Genomic DNA, 20,437 nt, shown 5'->3' on the forward strand with positions numbered 1-20,437 from the left:
ATAAAACGCCCGTAGCCGAGAGGTTACGGGCGTTATTATATTGAAAATCAGAAAGCAGTATCAGCCTTTGATTTTTTTCACCAACGTCACAACAGCAAGTACAACAAGACCAGCAATAATACCGATCACACCATTAATCGCGGCAGGTAAAATAGATGCAGCCCCTGGGAAACTGACTGTTTCAGTAAGATGATGAATAATGTCATGCGATTGAGGAATGCTATGAACTACAATACCGCCACCAACCAAAAACATTGCGATAGTACCGATCACGGCGAGCGCTTTCATTAAGTACGGTGCGACACTTACCAAAGCGCCACCAATACGATGTTTTAATGTTTCTTTTTCGCTATGATTTACCAGATAAAGACCTGCATCATCTAGTTTTACGATACCTGCAACTAAACCATATACCCCAGCCGTCATCACGATAGCAATTAAACTAACAACCAGAATTTGAGTCATCAGAGGGTGGTCTTGTACAGTACCTAGCGCTATCACAATGATTTCAGCGGAAAGAATAAAGTCAGTTCGTACTGCACCTTTAATTTTTTCTTTCTCAAACTGTTCAATATCAACAATTTCAGGCTCAACTTTTGCTTCTTCATTATGCTCTTCGTGGTGAAAGAATTTCTCTAAAATTTTCTCCGCACCCTCAAAACATAGAAATAAACCACCAAGAAGCAACATTGGAGAAATAAGCCAGGGAGCAATAACACTGATTAATATCGCAGCAGGAACAAGGATTAACTTATTACGAAATGAGCCCTTCGCCACTCCCCAAACAACAGGGATTTCACGCTCTGCACGAACACCTGAGACTTGTTGAGCATTAAGAGCTAAGTCATCACCCAAAACTCCAGCTGTCTTACGAGCTGCGACCTTGGTCATTAAAGCAACATCATCTAAAACAGTTGCAATATCATCTAATAAAGTAAGAAGAGAGGCACCGGCCACTGAAAACTCCTTTCAAGTAATTGCTTACTTAAATACGCTTATAATAATTATACCCAAACAACATCAATGAGAGAAAATATCTCCTCTTATAACGTCATTTGGGTATCAACCTAACTATTAACTTCGCACATCACATAATGCACAAGTATTGTTGTCAACATTAGAATAGACAGCAATTTAGCTGTCAGAAATATGACTATTTTCGGTTATTATAAAAAACATTGTTGTTATACGCCATTTATAAAACTATGTTTTTCTAATTCAAAATTTTTTATTTTTTTATACCCCATATAAAAACCAACAAAATCAACTAATTATTTATATTACTCATAAAGAAGTTATTGAGTAATATTAGTCGTGATGTATTACGCAATGATGATTTATAAAGCATAAATAATTCAATTTCGGGCAATGTATAGCTCGGAAGAATGCGAGTTAAAGCCTCTGAATTAAGATCATCTTGTACTTGGAATCGAGGTTGAATAGTAATCCCCGCCCCTTCTTTAGCCGCAGCAAGCATCGCTTGACCACTATTGATCATAAAACGAGAGGAAATTCTAGGTGAAAAATACTCACCATCAGGCCCTTTAAAGCACCAACGATGAGCATGATATGCTGTACTGTGTTTCAAGCATTGATGATGCTCTAACTCTTTAGGATGCTTTGGTATACCATACTTAAGTAAATACTCAGGACTAGCACAAGCAACCATGTCATAACTGCAGATCTGGTGTCCAACCAAGAACTCATACCCTTCAACCCGATCATGAAAAATAACATCGAAGCCATCTCGTTGAATATCTGGTGGATTATTATCCAGTACAAGTTCAATTTCTAACTTAGGATACTGCTGAATAAACTTACCCAATAATGGCGCTATAAGGCTAATCCCTAAATTTACCCCACAGCATAATTTTAGTTTACCTATTGGCTCATTAATATCTCGGTATATGTCTTCCTGAGCAGCATTCATCTCCGATAAAATATTCAAACATCGGAGATGAAATTGTTCACCCGCAGCGGTTAATGCTTGATAACGCGTTGATTTTGCCAACAACTTAGTACCTAGAGAGCTTTCTAATCCTCTGATATGCTTGCCAACCATTTGCGCACTAATACCACGCTCTTCCGCAACAGCTGTAAATGATCCTAATTCAACAGCCCTAACAAAAATTTCAATGCTACTTAACCGATCCACCAACTCTATTCCTATCTAAAAGTTCAGATAATGGTATCTATTCGAAACTCACAGTTTCTATTGTATTCCATAAGTGTATATTTATCTCACAGAAAAATGTGACTATTATCACTTCCAATATCAAAGAGATAATAAATATCAATATTTAGATAGCGAATCATAACTATGTTAGATCTCATCCCGAAAGAGATTGCTATCGGAGAAATTTACTTTCCACCTCTACTAATTTCAGGCTTTGTTGCGATCATTTGTACTTCTATTACTGTTCGAATATTCAATACATTCAAATGGTACAAATACGTATCGAGCCCTCCCTTAGTCGAGTTATCGATTGCAGTCATCTACACCGTATTAATCAGTACCTTTATCTTTCCATCATAATAATAATAGAGAAGATCCATGTTCAAACGTTTACTTATTACTAGTTGCTTTGTGATTATTGCTCTCATGGCCATAGGTTGGAAATATCAACAATATTTGATGAACCCTTGGACTCGAGATGGTCTGGTCCGAGCTCAAATTGTTCAAATTACCCCTCGTGTTACAGGTCCTATAATCCACCTTAATATTAAAGATAATAGTCAAGTTAAGGCTGGCCAGGTTCTCTTTACTGTGGATCCGAGGACATACAAAACAGCTCTAGAAAAAGCCAAAGGTAACTTAGACCAAGCTAAAGCACAGTTGCAACGAGCTAAAGATGAAGCGAATCGAGGTCGCCAACTGGCTCTGCGCCAACCAGGAGCGATATCAAAAATCACCTTAGTTCAACAAAAAAATACTGTCACAGCAGCCCAAGCAGGCGTAGAAGCTGCAAAAGCTCTTTATGATCAAAGCAAACTAGATTTAAGCTTCACTAAAGTTACAGCTCCTGTCGATGGGTATATCACAAACTTAAACTTAAATGTTGGCAGTCAAGTTGTTGCCAATCAGCCAGTCGTTGCTCTTATCGATAAACACAGTTTCTGGATTGACGGATTCTTTAAAGAGACAGATATCAGCGATGTCACTACAGGCGATAAAGCGACAGTTACGTTAATGGCTTATGGTGATCAACCATTATCAGGCTATGTCGAAAGCATAGGTTATGGTATCGCTCATAAAGATGGTAGTACTGGAAATTCTCTCTTACCGAACGTTAATCCAACATTTCAATGGATTCGTCTTGCCCAACGTATTCCTGTACGTATTCGCTTAGATCATGTTCCGCAAGATATTCAATTTCGTATTGGTTCGTCAGCATCAATTGTGATTCATAAAAAACATTTGGCTCAAAATGCCCTATTGCAGCAGATTGAGGAGGTAATATGATATCTAAACGCTGGATCATGCCATTAAAAGTTGCCTCTGCACTCACTCTGGCTATTGTTATTGCTCTAGCGTTTGGTTGGAATAAACCGTACTGGGCTGCCTTTGCTGTGATTGTAATGGCTGCAACCGAAACGAATGGCCATTCACTCAAAAAAGGTCGTCTTCGACTATTGGGTACCTGTGCCGGGGTAATCATCGCTTTTATATTGGTGGGTTTATTTGGTCAGCAACCACTTGCTTTTTTAGTTGTTTATTCGCTCATTATTGCTGTCTGCATCTATCAGCAGAGTAACCCCCAAAATGGTTATGCATGGACCATGGGATTAATGGTTTCTTGCGTCATTATTGTGATGGGAAAAATGACGTCAGAGCAAACATTTACAATTGCCGCCCTGCGATTACAAGAAACTATTTTAGGTGTACTGTGTTTTAGCTTCGTTTTTAGTATCTTTAGCCCAGTCTCAAGTCGAATAACGCTGCTTAACACGTTAAAAAATAATGCTGAAACAAAGCTAGATAAGATAGAACAGGCGATCAACAGTCTTCAAGAGAATAATACGCTTAGCAAAAACGTTTCTTGGGGAGATGGCTTAAAATATTTAGCCCGTATAGACGATTTACTACAAGCTGCAAAAAGTGATAGTTATCAAGTTAGTAGCGAATTTACCGTTTGGGATAGCATTCGAGAACAGCAAAATCAATGGATCCTTTTAAGCGGTCATCTATCTGAAGCTATCAATTTAATTAATACTCCATTTACCCAAGAGCAAAAAGAAGATCTTATTGAGATCCTTACTCAACTTAAAACCCGATACAGCAACTCCATTACCTTACTGGAATATACAGTAGAACATCCACACTCGACAATGGATGATCTTCGCCAGTATCTTAACAATACTACCGCAAAATCAAGCTATACATTTACCCTTGAATCGTTACTAGATAACCGCAATTCTCAACATGGGGCGCTAAGAATGTTGGCTGAAAATTTACTGAAAATGGATACGCTTCAAGAGCAGATGTATCAAAACCTTATTCAAGCAATAATAAATGATAAACCGTCAAAAGCTCACCCCAAAAAACCAACCAAATCATCAGTATTAACATTAACTTTTGATTCTGAGCGTCTGATTAATGTACTTAAAATCTTGATCATCTTTTGGATAAGCGTTGCTTTGTGGGTCTATGTACCCATGCAAGGCGGTGCGATGATCGTAATGCTAAGCTTAATCTTCGGTAGTGTTGCTCTATCTCTTCCATTTGTAAGCCCACGCTATATATTGCTTCACATGATTTGTTGGGCAGCCTTAGCTCTCCTCCAATATACATTTATCTTGCCGCATTTGAGTCACCTTTGGCAGCTTGGTCTGTTCTATTTTATTAATGTCTTCAGCCTTTGGTTTTACTTCAATCAACCTCAACAGATTTTTCATCGTTTACTTGGTTGTCAAACCTTAATGCTTATGACAACGAGCGCGATTCAATTAACCCCGAGTTACAATATCGAGACATCTCTATTAACAATAACCTTATTATCCATCGCACTACTTATCATTTTTTGGATTTATAACGGCATTTTTTCAAGTCAACCAGAGTTTGTTTTTTTACGTCAACTAACTCAATTTCGAATCCGTTTGTACTTTAAAATAAACAAGTTACTAAGAAAAAAAACACATAGCCTGATCTCGCTAGAGTTATCTTCTCCTGTTCAGGCTGTTTCTTTAGCTGAAATGGCAAGTACCAAGATAAATTGGTCTGCCTATAATGATCTAGATAAAGATAAAGTAGAAAATGTACTTAATCTTGCTTATCGAGCATGTTTTCATTATCGATCATTTGAGGATAATTATAATAACTGGAGAGAGAAACAATATAGTGAAGGAATTAATCGATTAATTGTCGAGAGTTTAACTGAGCTGGCAAATATTATGCGTACCAGTATGATCCATGAAAAAATTTCAACAACTCATACCGCTACATTAAGCGCTCTACAAGAATATTTAATTAGCTATAGGCATAACGAAAGCTTATCAGCATTAAATGCTGTTTTTACAGTAGATGAAATCAACAAGAACTATCAGTTAATTACTTCTTTATTACTTTTTATTCAATCTCTTAAAGAGGTCAGTACGCAAATATCCACCCAGCAACTCTATCAACTAAAATTATCCCCTTTTTCTTTATAAAAATCTATTTATTATAAAAGTCACCGCGCGTGGTGACTTTTTATTTTAGAAAAGAACTCATCTATTAATCTCTTATATACTTGTGCTCTTTTTGAATATGACTGCATTCATTACAAACAAAAATTCTACGGATATATACACGCTCTAAAATACTACGTCGTAACCGTCTGACATCTAAAGACCCACATTGTTGACATTTCATAGCAACTACTCCTTGTTTACTAATCTATAACATATAGCATACTACAGCATCCCTCTTTTGACTATATCATGCACAATAAAACGTCAATAAAATGGCAATCACAAAAAAGTATTCCTTACATTTTTAGCACTATAATAATTAAAACCTATCTATTAGTATTTAATCTAAAAATATATAACTTAAAGGTATAGTGATGATGGAATATAAAACTATAAGGTTAATTTTAGGTGATCAGCTTAATATCCATCACTCATGGTTTCGTAATATAGACCACTCTACTCTATATTTACTTATTGAAATAAAACAAGAAACTGATTACGTCGTACATCATATTCAAAAGGTATGCGCATTTTTTGCTGCAATGAAAGAGTTTGCACAAGAACTAACACAGCAAGGTCATCACGTTTTATATTTAACATTAGATGAAACAGAACAATATAAAAACCTAGTTCAACTTATTGAAGTTTATATAAAAGAAACCAAAGCTGAAAAATTCGAATATCAGGAACCGGATGAATATCGTCTTGATAACCAGATAAAAGCATATTCTTTTCCTTGCTCAATCGCATGTGTTGATAGTGAACACTTTCTTTTAAGTCGCCAAGAAATAAGCGAACAATTTACTGCAGATAAACATACTGTTATGGAACACTTTTATAGGAGAATGCGTAAACGTTTTAATATATTAATGGAAGTAGATAAACCGATAGGAATGAAATGGAATTTTGATAAGAATAATAGAAAAAAACTTAAATCCATTGATATTAAAAATCTTCCCCAACCTCTGTGTTTTAATAACGATGTATCTGAAATTGTACAACGACTTAACCGACATCGAATAAAAACAATAGGAGATGAACAAAGTGTATTATTATGGCCAATTAATCGACAACAAGCACTCACACTTCTGAACCATTTTTGTCAGGTTTGCTTACCCTTTTTTGGCCAATTTCAAGATGCAATGACTCATACATCTCCATCTGCTAAATGGTCTCTATACCATAGTCGTCTCTCTTTCTGTCTAAATTGCAAATTGCTCTCTCCGTTAGAAGTCATGAATATCGCTATCAGTCATTTTGAACAAAAAAATAATAATATCGATATCGCACAAATAGAGGGATTTATTCGTCAAATATTAGGCTGGCGAGAATATATTAGGGCTATTTATTGGGTAAACATGCCTAAATATAAAGATAAGAATGCATTAAATTCATCGCGTCCTTTACCGCAATTCTTCTGGAATGGCGATACAAAAATGCTGTGTCAACGGGAGGCTATCCAACAATCTCTTTCCTTTGCTTATGCGCATCATATCCAACGATTAATGGTAACAGGAAATTTTTGTTTATTAGCAGAAATTGATCCTAGCGAAGTTGACAATTGGTATTTAGGGATCTATGTCGACGCGATTGAATGGGTTGAACTCCCTAATACTCGCGGAATGGCTCTATTTGCAGATGGTGGCATAGTTGGTACTAAACCTTATTGCGCTAGCGGATCATATATCAACAAAATGAGTGATTATTGTAAGCACTGTAAATATGACATCAAACTTCGCCATGGGGAAAACTCTTGCCCTTTAAACAGTCTCTATTGGCATTTTATGAATAAGCATGACTTATTATTAGCCAAAAACCCAAGAACCAGAATGATATTAAGAGCTTGGGATAATATGGACGATAAGCAAAAACAGGCTATTTTAGATACAGCACAGTATTATTTGGCAAATCTAGAACATTTATAATAAGCAGTCTTTATAATCAAGCTAAACGAAAATACTAAAAAATTAAAGACTGCCTACAAACATCATTAATACTTAGCGGCTAAATTCAGCCCTGAAGTACGACATTCTTTATTGTTCAAATTGATATGAATAGTTAACGATAGTCTGCTGGTAAAGAGCTAATAATTGCTTTTCATCAACATCAACACCAACCTGCTGTGATGGTCGTATTGACCATTCATCAATAGGATAAAACTTATCGTCAAATTTTTGAACCGTCATACCCTCTGCAGGCCCTTCGCATACTACCCGAACAGCACCGGAACGAAATGAAAATAAATCAGGATTAATAACATAGGCAATTGCAGATGGATCATGAACATGGCAGCCATCTAAACCAACTTTATTTGAGTAAAACCTCAAGTAATAACGACTGATATCCCAAATAAATTGTCCTACAGAGCCCGCATGATCTCGAAGTTGATCTAAATATCGGCCGGAGAAAAAGCTCTCTTCTGTCACGTCTAATCCAATAACTTTTACTGGCCATGAGGCAGAAAAAACAATGTCGGCAGCGTGAGGATCATCATGAATATTTGCTTCTGCGTAGGGGGTCACATTACCTCTATGATCATTAACCCCAAAAGCACCACCCATAATAACAACCTCTTTCACTAAACCGGCAATATCGGGAGCAGCCTGAATGGCCATAGCAAGGTTAGTTAAAGGGCCAACAGCGACTAAAGTAATCTCTTGAGGATTAGCTCGAATCGTTTCAATTATATATTGGTAGGCGGGACGAAGATCAATCGTTTTATCGATTAATTCAGGGGCATGGAAATCACCCAACCCCGTTTTACCATGCACAATTTCAGTAGGACCAACAGGTGGTCTCATAAGAGGCTGTCGAGCACCTTTTGCTATATCTGCTTTCATTTGAAATCGCTGTTTAAGATATAACGCATTATGAGTGCCATTCTCAATAGTCGCGTTACCAAACACAGTCGTAATAGCCATTAAATCAATATCTGGATGAGCTTCAGCAAACAAAATAGCCATAGCATCATCAATGCCAGGATCGGTATCTAAAATGATTTTCTTCATCATAAGAATCACAGTCATTATTAAAACAAAGAGGAAGGGTATAAAATTTTAATCGCGATAACTGTGATATATCCTATCTCTTGATATAAAAGACAACTTCCACCCGCCTCTTTCCACATAAGTAACAAAACACATAACAAACTAGAAAAAACTGCTAAGAACTACATATAAATAGTTAAACGTTTCCAGTGCGTTTCAATCTGGTGAGATCTTCTGTTAAATACTAAAATTTTAAGTAAATTTAGAATAAATAGTTAATTAAAAGCATGATAATGTTCAGTAAACAAGTAAAGGATGACAACAACATGAAACTAAAAACATTATCTATTGCTATTTTAAGCGCTACGTTTTCACTATCTTCGTTTGCAGAAGAATCACCAATCCGCTTAGTGATTCATGGTGGTGCAGGCACAATTACAAAAGAGACTATTACCCCTGAAAAAGAGCAAAAATATCAACAAAAATTGTCAGAAGCCCTTCAAGCTGGTTATGCAGTTTTAAACAAGGGAGGCTCCAGTCTTGATGCGGTCATGGCTTCAATCAATGTAATGGAAGATTCCCCATTATTTAATGCCGGTAAAGGTGCCGTATTTACCCATGAAGGTAAAAATGAACTTGATGCTTCAATCATGGATGGTAAAACCTTAATGGCAGGAGCCGTTGCCGGTGTAACAAATATTAAAAATCCCATCAATGCTGCGCATATTGTGATGACTAAGAGTCCACATGTATTAATGGTATCAAAAGGTGCTGAGAAATTTGCAGCTGAAAATGGCATTAAGACTGTCGATCCGTCTTATTTCAAAACTGATTTTCGTTGGCAGCAATTGCAAAAAGCCATCGAAAAAGAACAAGTGGTGCTTGATCATGATGGTAAAACTGCAGCACTTTTTGCCGATCCTATGATGTATGACTACAAGTATGGCACCGTTGGCGCTGTAGCACTAGATAAAGAAGGTAATCTTGCCGCAGGTACATCAACAGGGGGAATGACAAATAAGCGTTACGGCCGTGTTGGTGACTCACCACTTATTGGTGCAGGTAATTATGCAGATAACGAAACTGTAGCCGTATCTGCAACAGGTTCAGGGGAAAAATTTATTCGAACTCTTACAGCTTACAACATTGCATCACAAGTCAAATATAAGGGCGTATCGTTGCAAGAAGCGGCAAAAAATGCATTAGATGATGTGAAATCGATTGATGGTTCTGGAGGTGTAATCGTACTTGATAAGCAAGGTAATTACACAATGGAATTTAACTCTGCTGGTATGTATCGAGGCACCATTGGTAATGACGGTATTCCCCATGTAGCTATTTATAAGAATTAATATTTAACCGAATCAACTCAAGTTAAGATCGAAATCAAAGGTGAGTCAAGATGGTTCGCCTTTTTCGATATTAATCATCAACATCATATTTCATCCTTCAATACTCAACAGAGTAATCAACAAATAGCATATATTTCATGTTTGTTACCATTAAATGGTTACTTGTAACAAGTTATATTTTAACAAAGCAATACAAAATAATAACATTAAACAGCATTTACTATCTCACCTCATTGTTTATAAAGAAATTTTATATAAGTTTCATTACATAAAAATAACTTCTCAATAAATAATAAAAAGAATCATTAAGATCTACGTTAACATTAATGAGAATCAATATCATTATAAAAAGGAGAACTTAATGAAACTGTCACACGCCTCAATGACTGCTGCTTTTGCCTTATTTTCTGCAACCACCTTGGCTCAAGAATACCCTCTAGGACAACCAACTATTAAAGATGGAATGGAAATTCAAGGCGTTTATTTGCAACCTATCACTATGGATGGAGAAAAACACAGCACTTCTATTGAGCGGCTTCCAGCAGCCAAATCAGATATCCACTTAGAAGCAGATATTCATGCAGTTCAAGAAAATCCGAATGGCTTTGCAGAAGGAGATTGGATTCCATACCTAACAATCAAATATAAAGTAACAAAATTAGGAGAAAAACAAATTACCCAAACGGGAGAGTTTATGCCTATGGTCGCTAGTGATGGTCCCCATTATGGTAAAAATATTAAGCTAAACGGAACAGGAAAATACAAGGTTACTTTTACCATTTACCCACCATCTCATAATAAAAAGGCACCATTTTATCGCCACATAGATAAAGAAACAGGTGTTGCTCCTTGGTTTAAACCTTTTGATATTTCTTGGGAATTTGACTATGCAGGCATAGGTCGAAAGGGCAGTTATTAATAACTTATAAATTAGATTTGGGGACAATAATGTCCCCTATTTCAACGGTGATTAAAATGAAAAAGTTTTTGTTAAATGCTGTTTTAGTTATTAGTTCAATAACCACACTAAATGCCTCTGCAGCTGATAAACACACCATTAAACTTCAAATGAATAATGGTACTTTTACTCCTCTTAGCTTTACTGTTCCTACTGGAAAAATCATCCGAGTTGAAGTTAAAAACATAGGAAATCAACCTGCGGAATTTGAAAGTACGCAATTAAGAAAAGAGAAAGTTTTAGCTCCAGGAGCGAGATCCGTTGTCGTTATTGCTCCTCTAAGGTCTGGTACATACACATTTTTTGATGATTTTCATTTAGATCAACCCAAAGGGATGATCATTGCCATAGAACAATAAACCCACTATCAAATTCATAAGACAGATCAATTTGATAGACACAACATTCTCGATATTGAGCATTAATTAAAATGGAACAAATAATTTTTATTATGTGGCGCGAAAGTATTGAAGCGTTACTATTGATTAGTATCATTTATGCTTGGATAAAAAGACAACCTGATGCTAAAAATGGAATAAAATATCTTTGGTATGGGGTTGTTTTAGGCATAATTTTTTCAATTATACTTGCGATGGCAATATATGGATTATTTAACTTTCTTGATGATACAAGCCAATCTATATTCATGATTATTATGGAAATCACAGCTTGCTGTCTCATTGTGCAAATGGTCTATTGGATGAAGAAAAATGGTTCATCCATGAAAAATAATGTTGAAACAGATCTTACAGAGAAAAGTAAAGATAACAGTTGGTTCGGTATAAGCCTAATAGTCGCTATCTCCATTACTAGAGAAGGTAGTGAATTAGTTGTATTTTTATCCAGTTTTATAATGTCTCTTAATATGACAACTATTTTTGATTTTATATCATCTTTAAGCTTAGGTATCTTAGCTGCTATTATAACAATATACTTATTTTCTCGATTAAATCATTATATCCCATGGAAATTATTTTTTAATACAACTAGTGTTATATTATTGTTCATTGCATTATCTTTATTAATTAAAGGAATTGATGGACTAGCAAATTTATTACTTGAATTTGATTTCAATATTCCAAATGAGTTATTCTACCCTATTTGGAATACAAGTGGATTTATTGATGATTCAGGTATTATAGGGAGCTTGCTATCGTCATTTTTCGCCTATCGTTCTCAGCCGATTGTGCTAAATGCTATTACTTTAATTATATATTGGACAAGCATAATACATTTATTTTTATTGAGGAAAAAATCATGAAAAACCTCAGAATAATAAGTATGATAATTTTATTATTCTACACTCATATAATTCAAGCAAAAGCGCTTAGATCTCAGCCACAAACAGGTGATAGCTTTATTATTTCAAAAGGTGATATTCCTACACCAAACAAGTATCATAATGTTATTGCTTATTACATGAAATATACTAAAGAGAAAATATCTCAATCTATTATAAATCTTAAGAAATTACAATATGAAGTCAAACAAGGCAATATTACTCAGGCAAAAAAACTTTATATTCTAGCACATAATAATTATGTGATGACCAGACCAATTGTCATGCTCTTTGGTGATAGTGATCGCATTCTCGATCCAAGAGAAAGTTATTTCATACAAGGTAGAAACGATTGGCGATTTAAAGGATTTCATTTGATTGAATATCTTTTATTCAAAACTAACAATAAAGATCAGGTATTGTCTGCAACCGATGATCTTATTTATAACTTGACAGATATAAAAGAACGCTTAAGTATTGAAACTATTGAAATAACTAAACTCATACAATCATCTGGTGATTTTGTTGAAACAGCTATTGAAGTAAATCTAGCAGGAAAAGAGAATATATATAGCAACTCAGACTTAAATGATCTACATGCTAATATTGAATCATCTTATAAAATATTAACACTATTAAAACCTTTCATACCAAAAGATAGCTATAAAATATTAGATGATAATAACATGAGAATCACATCGGTACTTAATGAATATAAAAATAATAATATTTACTTACCTTTTAAACATTTAACCATAAATGATAAAAATAAATTGTACTCATTACTTTCTACTCAAGCGGATTTACTTGCCACTATTCGTTCCTTATTAAAAATCAATGTATATCATAAGTTCGAGGTCGAAAATAATGAAAAATAACAATCTAGATTTATCTCGTCGAAATGCTATTAAAGCAATTGCTTTAGGTAGTGCCTCTATAAGTTTACCTGCAATCGGGGCTAATAAAACACACACAAAATATGATGAAGAGATTCCATTTCAAGGGTTGCATCAGGCAGGTGTTATTACTAAAGAACAAAAAAATGCAACCTTTATTGCTTTTGATATAACCACAAAATCTAAGCAAGATTTAAAAAATTTGTTTATTACGATCACATCCAGGATTGGTATTCTAACAAAAAATTATAATGTTAATATTCCTATTAATAGGGATAGATTACCACCTGAAGAGAGTGGGCTCTTAGGTCGTCATATCAATCCAGATGCACTCACTATTACCGTATCTATTGGCAACTCTTTGTTTGATGGGCGCTTTAATTTGCATGATTTAAAACCATCTTATCTCAAAGAAATGACGAGCTTTCCAAATGATAGACTAGAATCAAAGTGGTGTGGTGGCGATATTATTTTACAGATATGTGCAAATAGCCCTGAAAGCGTTATCTATGCCGTTAGAGATCTGATAAAGCATACACAAATGTTCATGGCTCCAAAATGGAAAATAGATGGTTTTTTACCCTCTCGCGACTTGGACAACAATTCAACGCCAATTAATTTATTTGGTTTTAAAGATGGTACAGGTAATGCTCCTGCTGATAACGCGCAATTGATGGAAGAATTGGTTTGGGTTAATAATAAAGGCAGAGATAAAAATTGGTGTATTGGTGGCTCTTACCAAGCAATTCGACTAATTCGTTTTAATCTCGATTTTTGGGATCGAACCCCCCTTGAAGATCAAGAAAATGACTTTGGCCGCCACAAATATAGTGGTGCTCCAATCGGAAAGCAACACGAGTATGACTCTCCTGATTACAAAAGTGATCCTCATGGTGATCGTATCTTATTCAATTCTCACATACGCCGAGCAGAGCCCAGAAATCCAGATCGCTATACTGCAAAATTACGTCGAAGAAGTTTTAGCTACAGCCTAGGTGTCAACGCATCAGGAATGTTAGATATGGGACTTATCTTTGTTGCCTACCAGCAAAATTTAAAAACCGGATTTATTGATACTCAAAATCGTTTAAATGGCGAACCTTTAGAAAGGTATATCAAACCATTTGGAGGTGGCTACTATTTTACTTTACCTGGCGTTAAAAATAATTCGGACTATTTAGCAAAAGCTCTTTTTGTTGATATCAGTTAATTTAAAACGACAAAAGGCCAGAGCTTCCTGCCCTGGCCTTGTGCCATTCCCATAATGGTTGTGTCTCAAACAACCGATGTGAACAACTATCGAAGGATCATTTGTTCACGCTCTGGGCCTACCGAAATCATTGATACCGGCACACCCATGAGTTCTTCAATACGTAGCACATATTGCTGTGCTGCTTTTGGTAGGCTCTCAAATGTACGACAACCTGTAATATCTTCTTCCCAACTTTCCATCTGCTCATAAACAGGTGCTAGAGACGCGGTTTGTGGCCAAATTGGGTTTTCACTGTGATTACCATCGTATGCAACACAGATTTTAAGATCTTTAAGACCGGTTAAGCAGTCAATCTTCGTTAATGCCACTTCGGTAGCGGCTTGGAGTTCAACACCATTACGAGTTGCCACAGCATCAAAGTAACCCATATCACGAGGACGACCTGTTGTTGCACCGAATTCGTTAGCTTTTTCACGGAAGGCATCTTGCTCTTCCATCGCGGTAATCAGTGTGCCAGTACCTACAGATGAACTAAATGCTTTTGCGACAGCAACAACACGCTCTGGACGTAGAGCAGGTAAACCACCGCCTAGACCTGCATATGCAGAAGTCACATTCGATGATGTTGTCCAAGGGTATTCACCATACACAAGGTCACGACCTGCACCTAATTGAGCTTCAAACAGTAAATTACCGTCTTTTGCTTGAATCTCTTTAAGTGGAACCGTAACGTTGCAAATCGCATCACGCCATGGTGCAGACACATCCAATAACCATTGTGTCATCTCTGCTGCCGTTTGGGTAAACTCAAAGGTTGGATATAGCGCTTTAAGCTGAGGCAGTTTCCAATCTAACCAAAACTGAATACGCTCTTCTAGTACTTCAGGTTGTTTTAACCATCCCACTAGAATACCTTTTTTCATTACACGGTCACCATATGCAGGTGCAATGCCCTGGCGAGTAGAACCATAAGCACGATCTGCCAAGCGAGCTTCTTCTAGAGTGTCTTCTAAAGCGTGGAGTGGAAGACAGAAAGTTGCGCGATCTGAGATGCAAAGTTTAATTTCGACACCAGATTGCTTAACTTCAGCAATTTCTTGAGAAAGTAACTCAGGGCTGATTACCATGCCAGGGCCTAGCACTGCAATACAGTCAGGGTTAAACACGCCACTTGGTAGTTGGTGCAATTTAAATGTACCAAAATCATTAACAACAGTATGACCTGCGTTATTACCACCTTGGAAACGAACGCTTGCTGAAGCATTTTCAGCCAAAAAGTCTACGATACGACCTTTACCTTCATCACCCCAGTTTGCACCAACAACAACAATAGACGACATGATTAACTCTCCTTAAAAGCGATGGAGTTATCGTATGCCTACCATGAGAATAAGAAAAATTAATAATCTTTATAATCTTGATAAGGATTCCATATGAGCGTAAAGTTTAATTTATCGGCATACTGATTTGAAATATATCCAATGAGAGAGCAATAGATGTTAGATCTTAATTGGCTAAATACTTTTGTTACTTTGGCAAAATATGAACATTTTGGGAAAACAGCGATCGCGCTTCATATGACCCAACCTAATGTAAGCCTGCAAATTAAACAGCTAGAACAAGTGACAAGAGTAAAGTTAATTGAGAGAAATCCTTTTCGCCTTACTCAAGCGGGAGAAAGACTATTAGCCAGCGCTGAAAATGCATTAATGGAACTGCAAATCTGTCAGGCTGATCTCAATGCTATCAATGAGTTAAATCAAGGTACCTTATCTATTGCTGCTAGTGATATTATTTCACGCCTGCTTCTTATTGGCCCTTTTCAATCATTTCGCAAAGAGTTTCCAGGCATTGATCTTTCATTATTTAATACCACCTCATCACAAGCGGCTGAGCTGGTAAAAAGTGCAAAAGCCGATTTAGGATTTGTTATCGCGCAAAAAGAGAGTCAACCGCTACATTTTACAGAGTTACGACAAGTGAAATGGTGTGCGTTAGGAAATGGACTCCAGCAATGGCAGACGCTTGCTGAAAATAGGGAAATAACAACAATATCAGCGGAAGAGGAAATTTTAACCGCTGACGAACCCACATTAATTTTATTGGGTCATGATACTCGTACAAGGGATTTAATCGATTTAGCGCTACCAAGCTTAAACTTACCGAAATATCGCATTATGGAAGTAGGCAGCGTAGATGCACAAATAGACTGGGCTGAAGCGGGCTTTGGTATTGCTATCATTCCAGCTTTTTCAGTTCACTCCAAACTCGATTTAAAGACAAAAATCACACCGCTACCCGATTTTCCAACCACCAGCTTAGGCTATATTGTTCGCCAAAATCAGGTATTGTCACGAGCGATCAAACAACTGCTTGGCTGGGTAGATCAAGAGATCCAAAAATCTCAATAACAGATATAAAAGCCATACTCAAACTTTTGGGATCGCACTCATGAGTATGGCTTTTTCTTATCTTAAGCGGCTGTGGTTTCAGTTTGAGACTTTTTTATTGTCTCATTTTGAGTTACCTCCACTTTATTACTATCAGTCTGTTCACTCAATATTTCTGCCAACGTAGAACGCGATAATCGCCCTTTAACTTCCCCTAGTTCATCAATAACGGGCAATGGATGATCACTATCTAAAGTCTCAGGAATAACCGATTCAAGTAAAGCATCAGGCGTCACAGCAGGGACACTCTCAACTAATGAGTCTGGAATGGCTTGATGGTATTGTGACTCACTGATTTCATCTAAACTTTCTTGTGTGATAACACCTTGATACCCTTCATCCGTTACGTAATAACCATAATCTTCTTTAACTTGACGCATTTGATTAACCGCATCACCAATCGTTTGGGCTGAAATACGAACAATCTGGGGTTTCATAACAGTTTCAACGGTTAAAGCTCTTGCACGATTAACATCTTTAACAAAAGCTTCAACATAGTCGTCGGCTGGATTTAAGAGAATATCAACAGGCTTACCTTGTTGAACCAATACACCATCACGGAGTATCGCAATTCTGTCTCCAAGTCGAAGCGCTTCATCTAAGTCGTGGGTAATAAAAACAATAGTCTTATGCAACTTTTCTTGTAGTTCAATTAACTGATCTTGCATTTCACTACGAATAAGTGGATCAAGAGCGGAGAAGGCTTCATCCATTAAGAGTATCTCAGCATCAGTACAGAGAGCACGGGCTAATCCCACCCTTTGTTGTTGACCACCAGATAGGCTTGCTGGGTATTGATTCTCATAGCCATCTAAACCAACAGTTGTTAACCACTCTTGCGCTTTGGTGATTCGGGTTTCTTTGTTAACACCTTGAACTTGTAAACCATAAGAGACATTTTCAAGAACTGTTTTATGCGGCATAAGGCCAAAGCGTTGAAAAACCATCGACATTTTATGACGTCGAAAATGTTGTAGATCTTTCTCTTTTAGAGATAAAACATCTATGCCATCAACTTCAATTACGCCTTCTGTAGGTTCAATTAAGCGATTAAAATGACGAATTAATGTGGATTTTCCAGAACCAGACAACCCCATCACAACAAAAATTTCACCAGGATAAATGTCTAAGTTAATATCACTTAATCCAACTGTATGACCCGTTTGAGCAAGAATATCGTCTTTACTTTCCCCGACCTTGACTTGAGTAAGTACTTGCTTAGCTTTAGGGCCAAAAACTTTATAGAGCTTTTTCACCCTAATTAAAGGTGTCTGAGTTGACTGGGCGGTTGAATAAGACATTAATGAGATCCTCCCAGATGCTGTTGAGTACGTTTAGCATAACTTTGTGAAATGCGGTCGAAAATAATTGCCAGTGCCACAATCGCTAAACCATTGAGCAATCCTAACGTAAAGTACTGGTTTGTAATGGACTTAAGAACTGGCTGTCCTAAGCCCTTAACTCCAATCATTGAAGCGATAACCACCATAGCAAGGGCCATCATGATAGTTTGGTTTATTCCCGCCATAATATTAGGCATTGCAAGAGGAAGTTGGACACCGAACAACCGCTGCATAGGACTCGCTCCATACGCGGTAGCCGCTTCCAGAACTTCTTTATCAACCAAACGAATACCTAAATTGGTTAGACGAATAACCGGTGGAATAGCATAAATAACAACAGCAATAACACCTGGGATCTTACCAATACCTAACAACATCACTACCGGAATTAAATAGACAAAAGCAGGCATGGTTTGCATCACATCAAGCATTGGTGTCACACTATTTTGCACCCGATCAGAGCGAGCCATCGCAATACCAATAGGAATACCCACTCCAATAGCAACCAGTGTTGACACTAAAATAATACTCATTGTTCTCATGGTGTTATCCCACATCCCAAATACACCAATAAGCACAAATGAGATAATCACACCCAAGGTTAATTTCCAAGAGCGACTGGCCACATAAGCAAGGGTGGCTAGGACTGCAATCACTAACCACCAAGGACTATCAAGTAGTAAGTTTTCAAACCAAACCAAAAAAGAAAGTAAAGGATCAAAAAAACCTTCGATGGTATCGCCATACTCCCGAGAGAAAGATCGATAGGCACCATCTAACGTTTTACGAATTTCCAGTAACTGAGCACGATCCAATTGTGGGATCTCAGTTAGCCAAGAAGAATCAGACATATAAACTATCCATAGTTATTTACTGTTCAATCAGCGGGGGGGAATGCACAAAAATAGCTCACTTCATGTCATTATTTTTATGCTGTAGGTAGAAATATACCCAGCGTTCTCAAAAAATGAGATTCAGTAAAAACACTGGGTATGTATATTTAAAGTATTATAAATTCTTTAGAGCCTGTTTAAGCTTTGTTGTTTGATCTGGAGTAAACCAAGTCGTCCAGGTTGATTCATAATCGGTAAGGAAATGCTCCATTGCAATTTCACCGTCAGCTTGGTTTTCTTCCATCCAAGCAAGTAACTCATTCATTTGCTCATTAGTAAGTGCACGCTGTTGTAAATACTTGAGTGCATCACCAGCTTTACCAGCAAAAGACTCCGTAATAACCGTATCAACTTGTGAGGTTGGGTACATAGAAGGCTTTGGATCTAAACACGTCTCTTGAGTTAAACACGATTTAAAATATTCAGGATCGGTACCAGAATCGAAATCAACTTTAACCATTTTATATTTACCTAAAACCGCTGTTGGTGCCCAATAGTAGCCAAACCAAGGTTGTTGACGCTCGTAAGCTTTGGCAATAGAACCTGCAAGTCCCGCACCCGAACCAGGATCAACTAATTCAAATCCAGCCTGCTTTAACTTAAGAGCTCGAAAAATATTACCCGCAGAAATCTGACAATTCCAACCTGATGGACATGTATAAAATGCTGATTTACCTGGATCTTCTGGATGAACAAATAGTTTAGCGTGTTTCTTAATGCCTGCAATAGTTGCTAAAGACGGATCTTTTTCTACCATATAGGCTGGAACCCAAAACCCTTCAACACCACCATCAGCAAAAGGTCCACCAATTAAACGTAAGCGCTTATCTTCGACACCACGATCTAACGCAGCTTTCATCGAATTACTCCAAAATTCTGGCGCTATATCGGGCTCCCCTTTTTCAATCATAGATGTACCTGTAGGCATCGTATCGCCTGGCACCAATTCAGCACTACAACCAAATGCATTATTGAGGACAAATTGATCTAAGTTGGCGAGAAATGAGGCTGAGTTCCAATTCATATCAGCAATAGTTACTTTGCCGCATTCGTTGGCTTGAGCTTGAAGAGAAAAGCCGAGGCTTGAGAGTAATAAAAAAGCTAATGTTTTACGCATTATATCGTCCCTATTTATATCTAACTAAATAAAAACTCGTCATTAATGAGTTTCTACTGATTTATATCCATACAAAATCCTTCGTATACTAAACAATTATAGAGCCTAAATCAAAATTCAAACCCAAATATTTCGGAATGCATAGAACTTGTAAAACATAATTTAGTTAGAACAATAAACATAAATACTATAAAACTCTCTTAGTTCCCCCCATTTGTACTTACATCAAAATTTCACCTTACCCTCTCTTACACAGGGCTAATTCAACTCTATGATTCT

18 protein-coding genes are annotated in these 20,437 nt (G+C 36.8%); 11 read left to right on the plus strand and 7 right to left on the minus strand.

All coding sequences use genetic code 11. The features are described 5' to 3' along the window. Positions 1 to 60: 60 nt before the first annotated feature. On the minus strand, positions 61 to 957 hold the full coding sequence (locus WAX86_RS18630; RefSeq protein ID WP_068968772.1) for a DUF808 domain-containing protein: 897 nt from the start codon (positions 955 to 957) through the stop codon (positions 61 to 63). 310 nt (positions 958 to 1,267) lie between these two features. Then, the gene (locus WAX86_RS18635; RefSeq protein ID WP_065171272.1) at positions 1,268 to 2,155 is read right to left on the minus strand and encodes a LysR family transcriptional regulator; all 888 of its coding nucleotides are present in this window, start codon (positions 2,153 to 2,155) and stop codon (positions 1,268 to 1,270) included. Between the two features lie 165 nt (positions 2,156 to 2,320). Between WAX86_RS18635 and WAX86_RS20325 the strand changes: the two genes are divergently transcribed. From WAX86_RS20325 to WAX86_RS18650, 4 genes are all read left to right on the plus strand, one after another. Continuing rightward, positions 2,321 to 2,536 carry a DUF1656 domain-containing protein gene (locus WAX86_RS20325; RefSeq protein ID WP_081282956.1) on the plus strand — a complete coding sequence of 72 codons (216 nt, stop codon included), beginning with the start codon at positions 2,321 to 2,323 and terminating at the stop codon, positions 2,534 to 2,536. Positions 2,537 to 2,554: 18 nt separating this feature from the next. After that, a complete protein-coding gene (locus WAX86_RS18640; protein WP_065171271.1) occupies positions 2,555 to 3,463 on the plus strand; it encodes an HlyD family secretion protein in 909 nt (302 codons plus the stop codon). Continuing rightward, complete coding sequence (locus WAX86_RS18645) at positions 3,460 to 5,649, plus strand: FUSC family protein (RefSeq protein ID WP_341489471.1); 2,190 nt, start codon at positions 3,460 to 3,462, stop codon at positions 5,647 to 5,649. The genes WAX86_RS18640 and WAX86_RS18645 overlap by 4 nt, the downstream gene beginning before the upstream one ends. Positions 5,650 to 6,047: 398 nt before the next feature. Continuing rightward, positions 6,048 to 7,595, plus strand: a complete 1,548-nt coding sequence (locus WAX86_RS18650; RefSeq protein ID WP_341489806.1) for a cryptochrome/photolyase family protein — start codon at positions 6,048 to 6,050, stop codon at positions 7,593 to 7,595. Positions 7,596 to 7,703: 108 nt separating this feature from the next. Here the strand turns inward: WAX86_RS18650 and WAX86_RS18655 are convergent, their stop codons facing one another. Then, complete coding sequence (locus WAX86_RS18655; RefSeq protein ID WP_237034207.1) at positions 7,704 to 8,681, minus strand: nucleoside hydrolase; 978 nt, start codon at positions 8,679 to 8,681, stop codon at positions 7,704 to 7,706. 302 nt (positions 8,682 to 8,983) lie between these two features. On the opposite strand from WAX86_RS18655, the gene WAX86_RS18660 reads away from it, so the two are divergent. The 6 genes from WAX86_RS18660 (at position 8,984) to efeB (ending at position 14,352) form a co-directional block, all read left to right on the plus strand. Next, positions 8,984 to 10,009 carry an isoaspartyl peptidase/L-asparaginase gene (locus WAX86_RS18660; RefSeq protein ID WP_341489472.1) on the plus strand — a complete coding sequence of 342 codons (1,026 nt, stop codon included), beginning with the start codon at positions 8,984 to 8,986 and terminating at the stop codon, positions 10,007 to 10,009. A 361-nt stretch (positions 10,010 to 10,370) separates the two neighbouring features. Next, positions 10,371 to 10,928: an iron transporter gene (locus tag WAX86_RS18665; RefSeq protein ID WP_341489473.1), complete on the plus strand. Its 558-nt coding sequence runs from the start codon at positions 10,371 to 10,373 to the stop codon at positions 10,926 to 10,928. A 56-nt stretch (positions 10,929 to 10,984) separates the two neighbouring features. Next, positions 10,985 to 11,326, plus strand: coding sequence for a cupredoxin domain-containing protein (locus WAX86_RS18670; protein WP_107200343.1), 342 nt, complete (start codon positions 10,985 to 10,987; stop codon positions 11,324 to 11,326). A gap of 71 nt (positions 11,327 to 11,397) precedes the next feature. After that, a complete protein-coding gene (locus WAX86_RS18675) occupies positions 11,398 to 12,228 on the plus strand; it encodes an FTR1 family protein (RefSeq protein ID WP_237030369.1) in 831 nt (276 codons plus the stop codon). Then, positions 12,225 to 13,124: an EfeM/EfeO family lipoprotein gene (locus WAX86_RS18680; protein ID WP_341489474.1), complete on the plus strand. Its 900-nt coding sequence runs from the start codon at positions 12,225 to 12,227 to the stop codon at positions 13,122 to 13,124. Before WAX86_RS18675 ends, WAX86_RS18680 begins: the two co-directional genes overlap by 4 nt. After that, positions 13,114 to 14,352: an iron uptake transporter deferrochelatase/peroxidase subunit gene (efeB, locus tag WAX86_RS18685; RefSeq protein ID WP_341489475.1), complete on the plus strand. Its 1,239-nt coding sequence runs from the start codon at positions 13,114 to 13,116 to the stop codon at positions 14,350 to 14,352. Before WAX86_RS18680 ends, efeB begins: the two co-directional genes overlap by 11 nt. Positions 14,353 to 14,438: 86 nt before the next feature. On the opposite strand, the gene WAX86_RS18690 is transcribed toward efeB, so the two are convergent. After that, positions 14,439 to 15,695, minus strand: a complete 1,257-nt coding sequence (locus tag WAX86_RS18690; protein WP_065171263.1) for an adenylosuccinate synthetase — start codon at positions 15,693 to 15,695, stop codon at positions 14,439 to 14,441. 156 nt (positions 15,696 to 15,851) lie between these two features. Here WAX86_RS18690 and WAX86_RS18695 point away from each other — a divergent pair, with 156 nt between their 5' ends. After that, complete coding sequence (locus WAX86_RS18695) at positions 15,852 to 16,766, plus strand: LysR family transcriptional regulator (RefSeq protein WP_115061070.1); 915 nt, start codon at positions 15,852 to 15,854, stop codon at positions 16,764 to 16,766. A 62-nt stretch (positions 16,767 to 16,828) separates the two neighbouring features. Here the strand turns inward: WAX86_RS18695 and WAX86_RS18700 are convergent, their stop codons facing one another. The 3 genes from WAX86_RS18700 to WAX86_RS18710 form a co-directional block, all read right to left on the minus strand. Continuing rightward, complete coding sequence (locus WAX86_RS18700; protein WP_341489476.1) at positions 16,829 to 18,106, minus strand: glycine betaine/L-proline ABC transporter ATP-binding protein; 1,278 nt, start codon at positions 18,104 to 18,106, stop codon at positions 16,829 to 16,831. Further along, positions 18,106 to 18,999, minus strand: coding sequence for a proline/glycine betaine ABC transporter permease (locus tag WAX86_RS18705; protein ID WP_044178099.1), 894 nt, complete (start codon positions 18,997 to 18,999; stop codon positions 18,106 to 18,108). The genes WAX86_RS18700 and WAX86_RS18705 overlap by 1 nt, the downstream gene beginning before the upstream one ends. 157 nt (positions 19,000 to 19,156) lie before the next feature. After that, positions 19,157 to 20,158 (minus strand): ABC transporter substrate-binding protein, encoded by a 1,002-nt coding sequence (locus WAX86_RS18710; RefSeq protein WP_239973171.1) that lies wholly within the window; start codon positions 20,156 to 20,158, stop codon positions 19,157 to 19,159. Positions 20,159 to 20,437: the final 279 nt, after the last annotated feature.

The organism is Photobacterium damselae subsp. damselae, from assembly GCF_038086725.1.
GTDB lineage: Bacteria > Pseudomonadota > Gammaproteobacteria > Enterobacterales > Vibrionaceae > Photobacterium > Photobacterium damselae.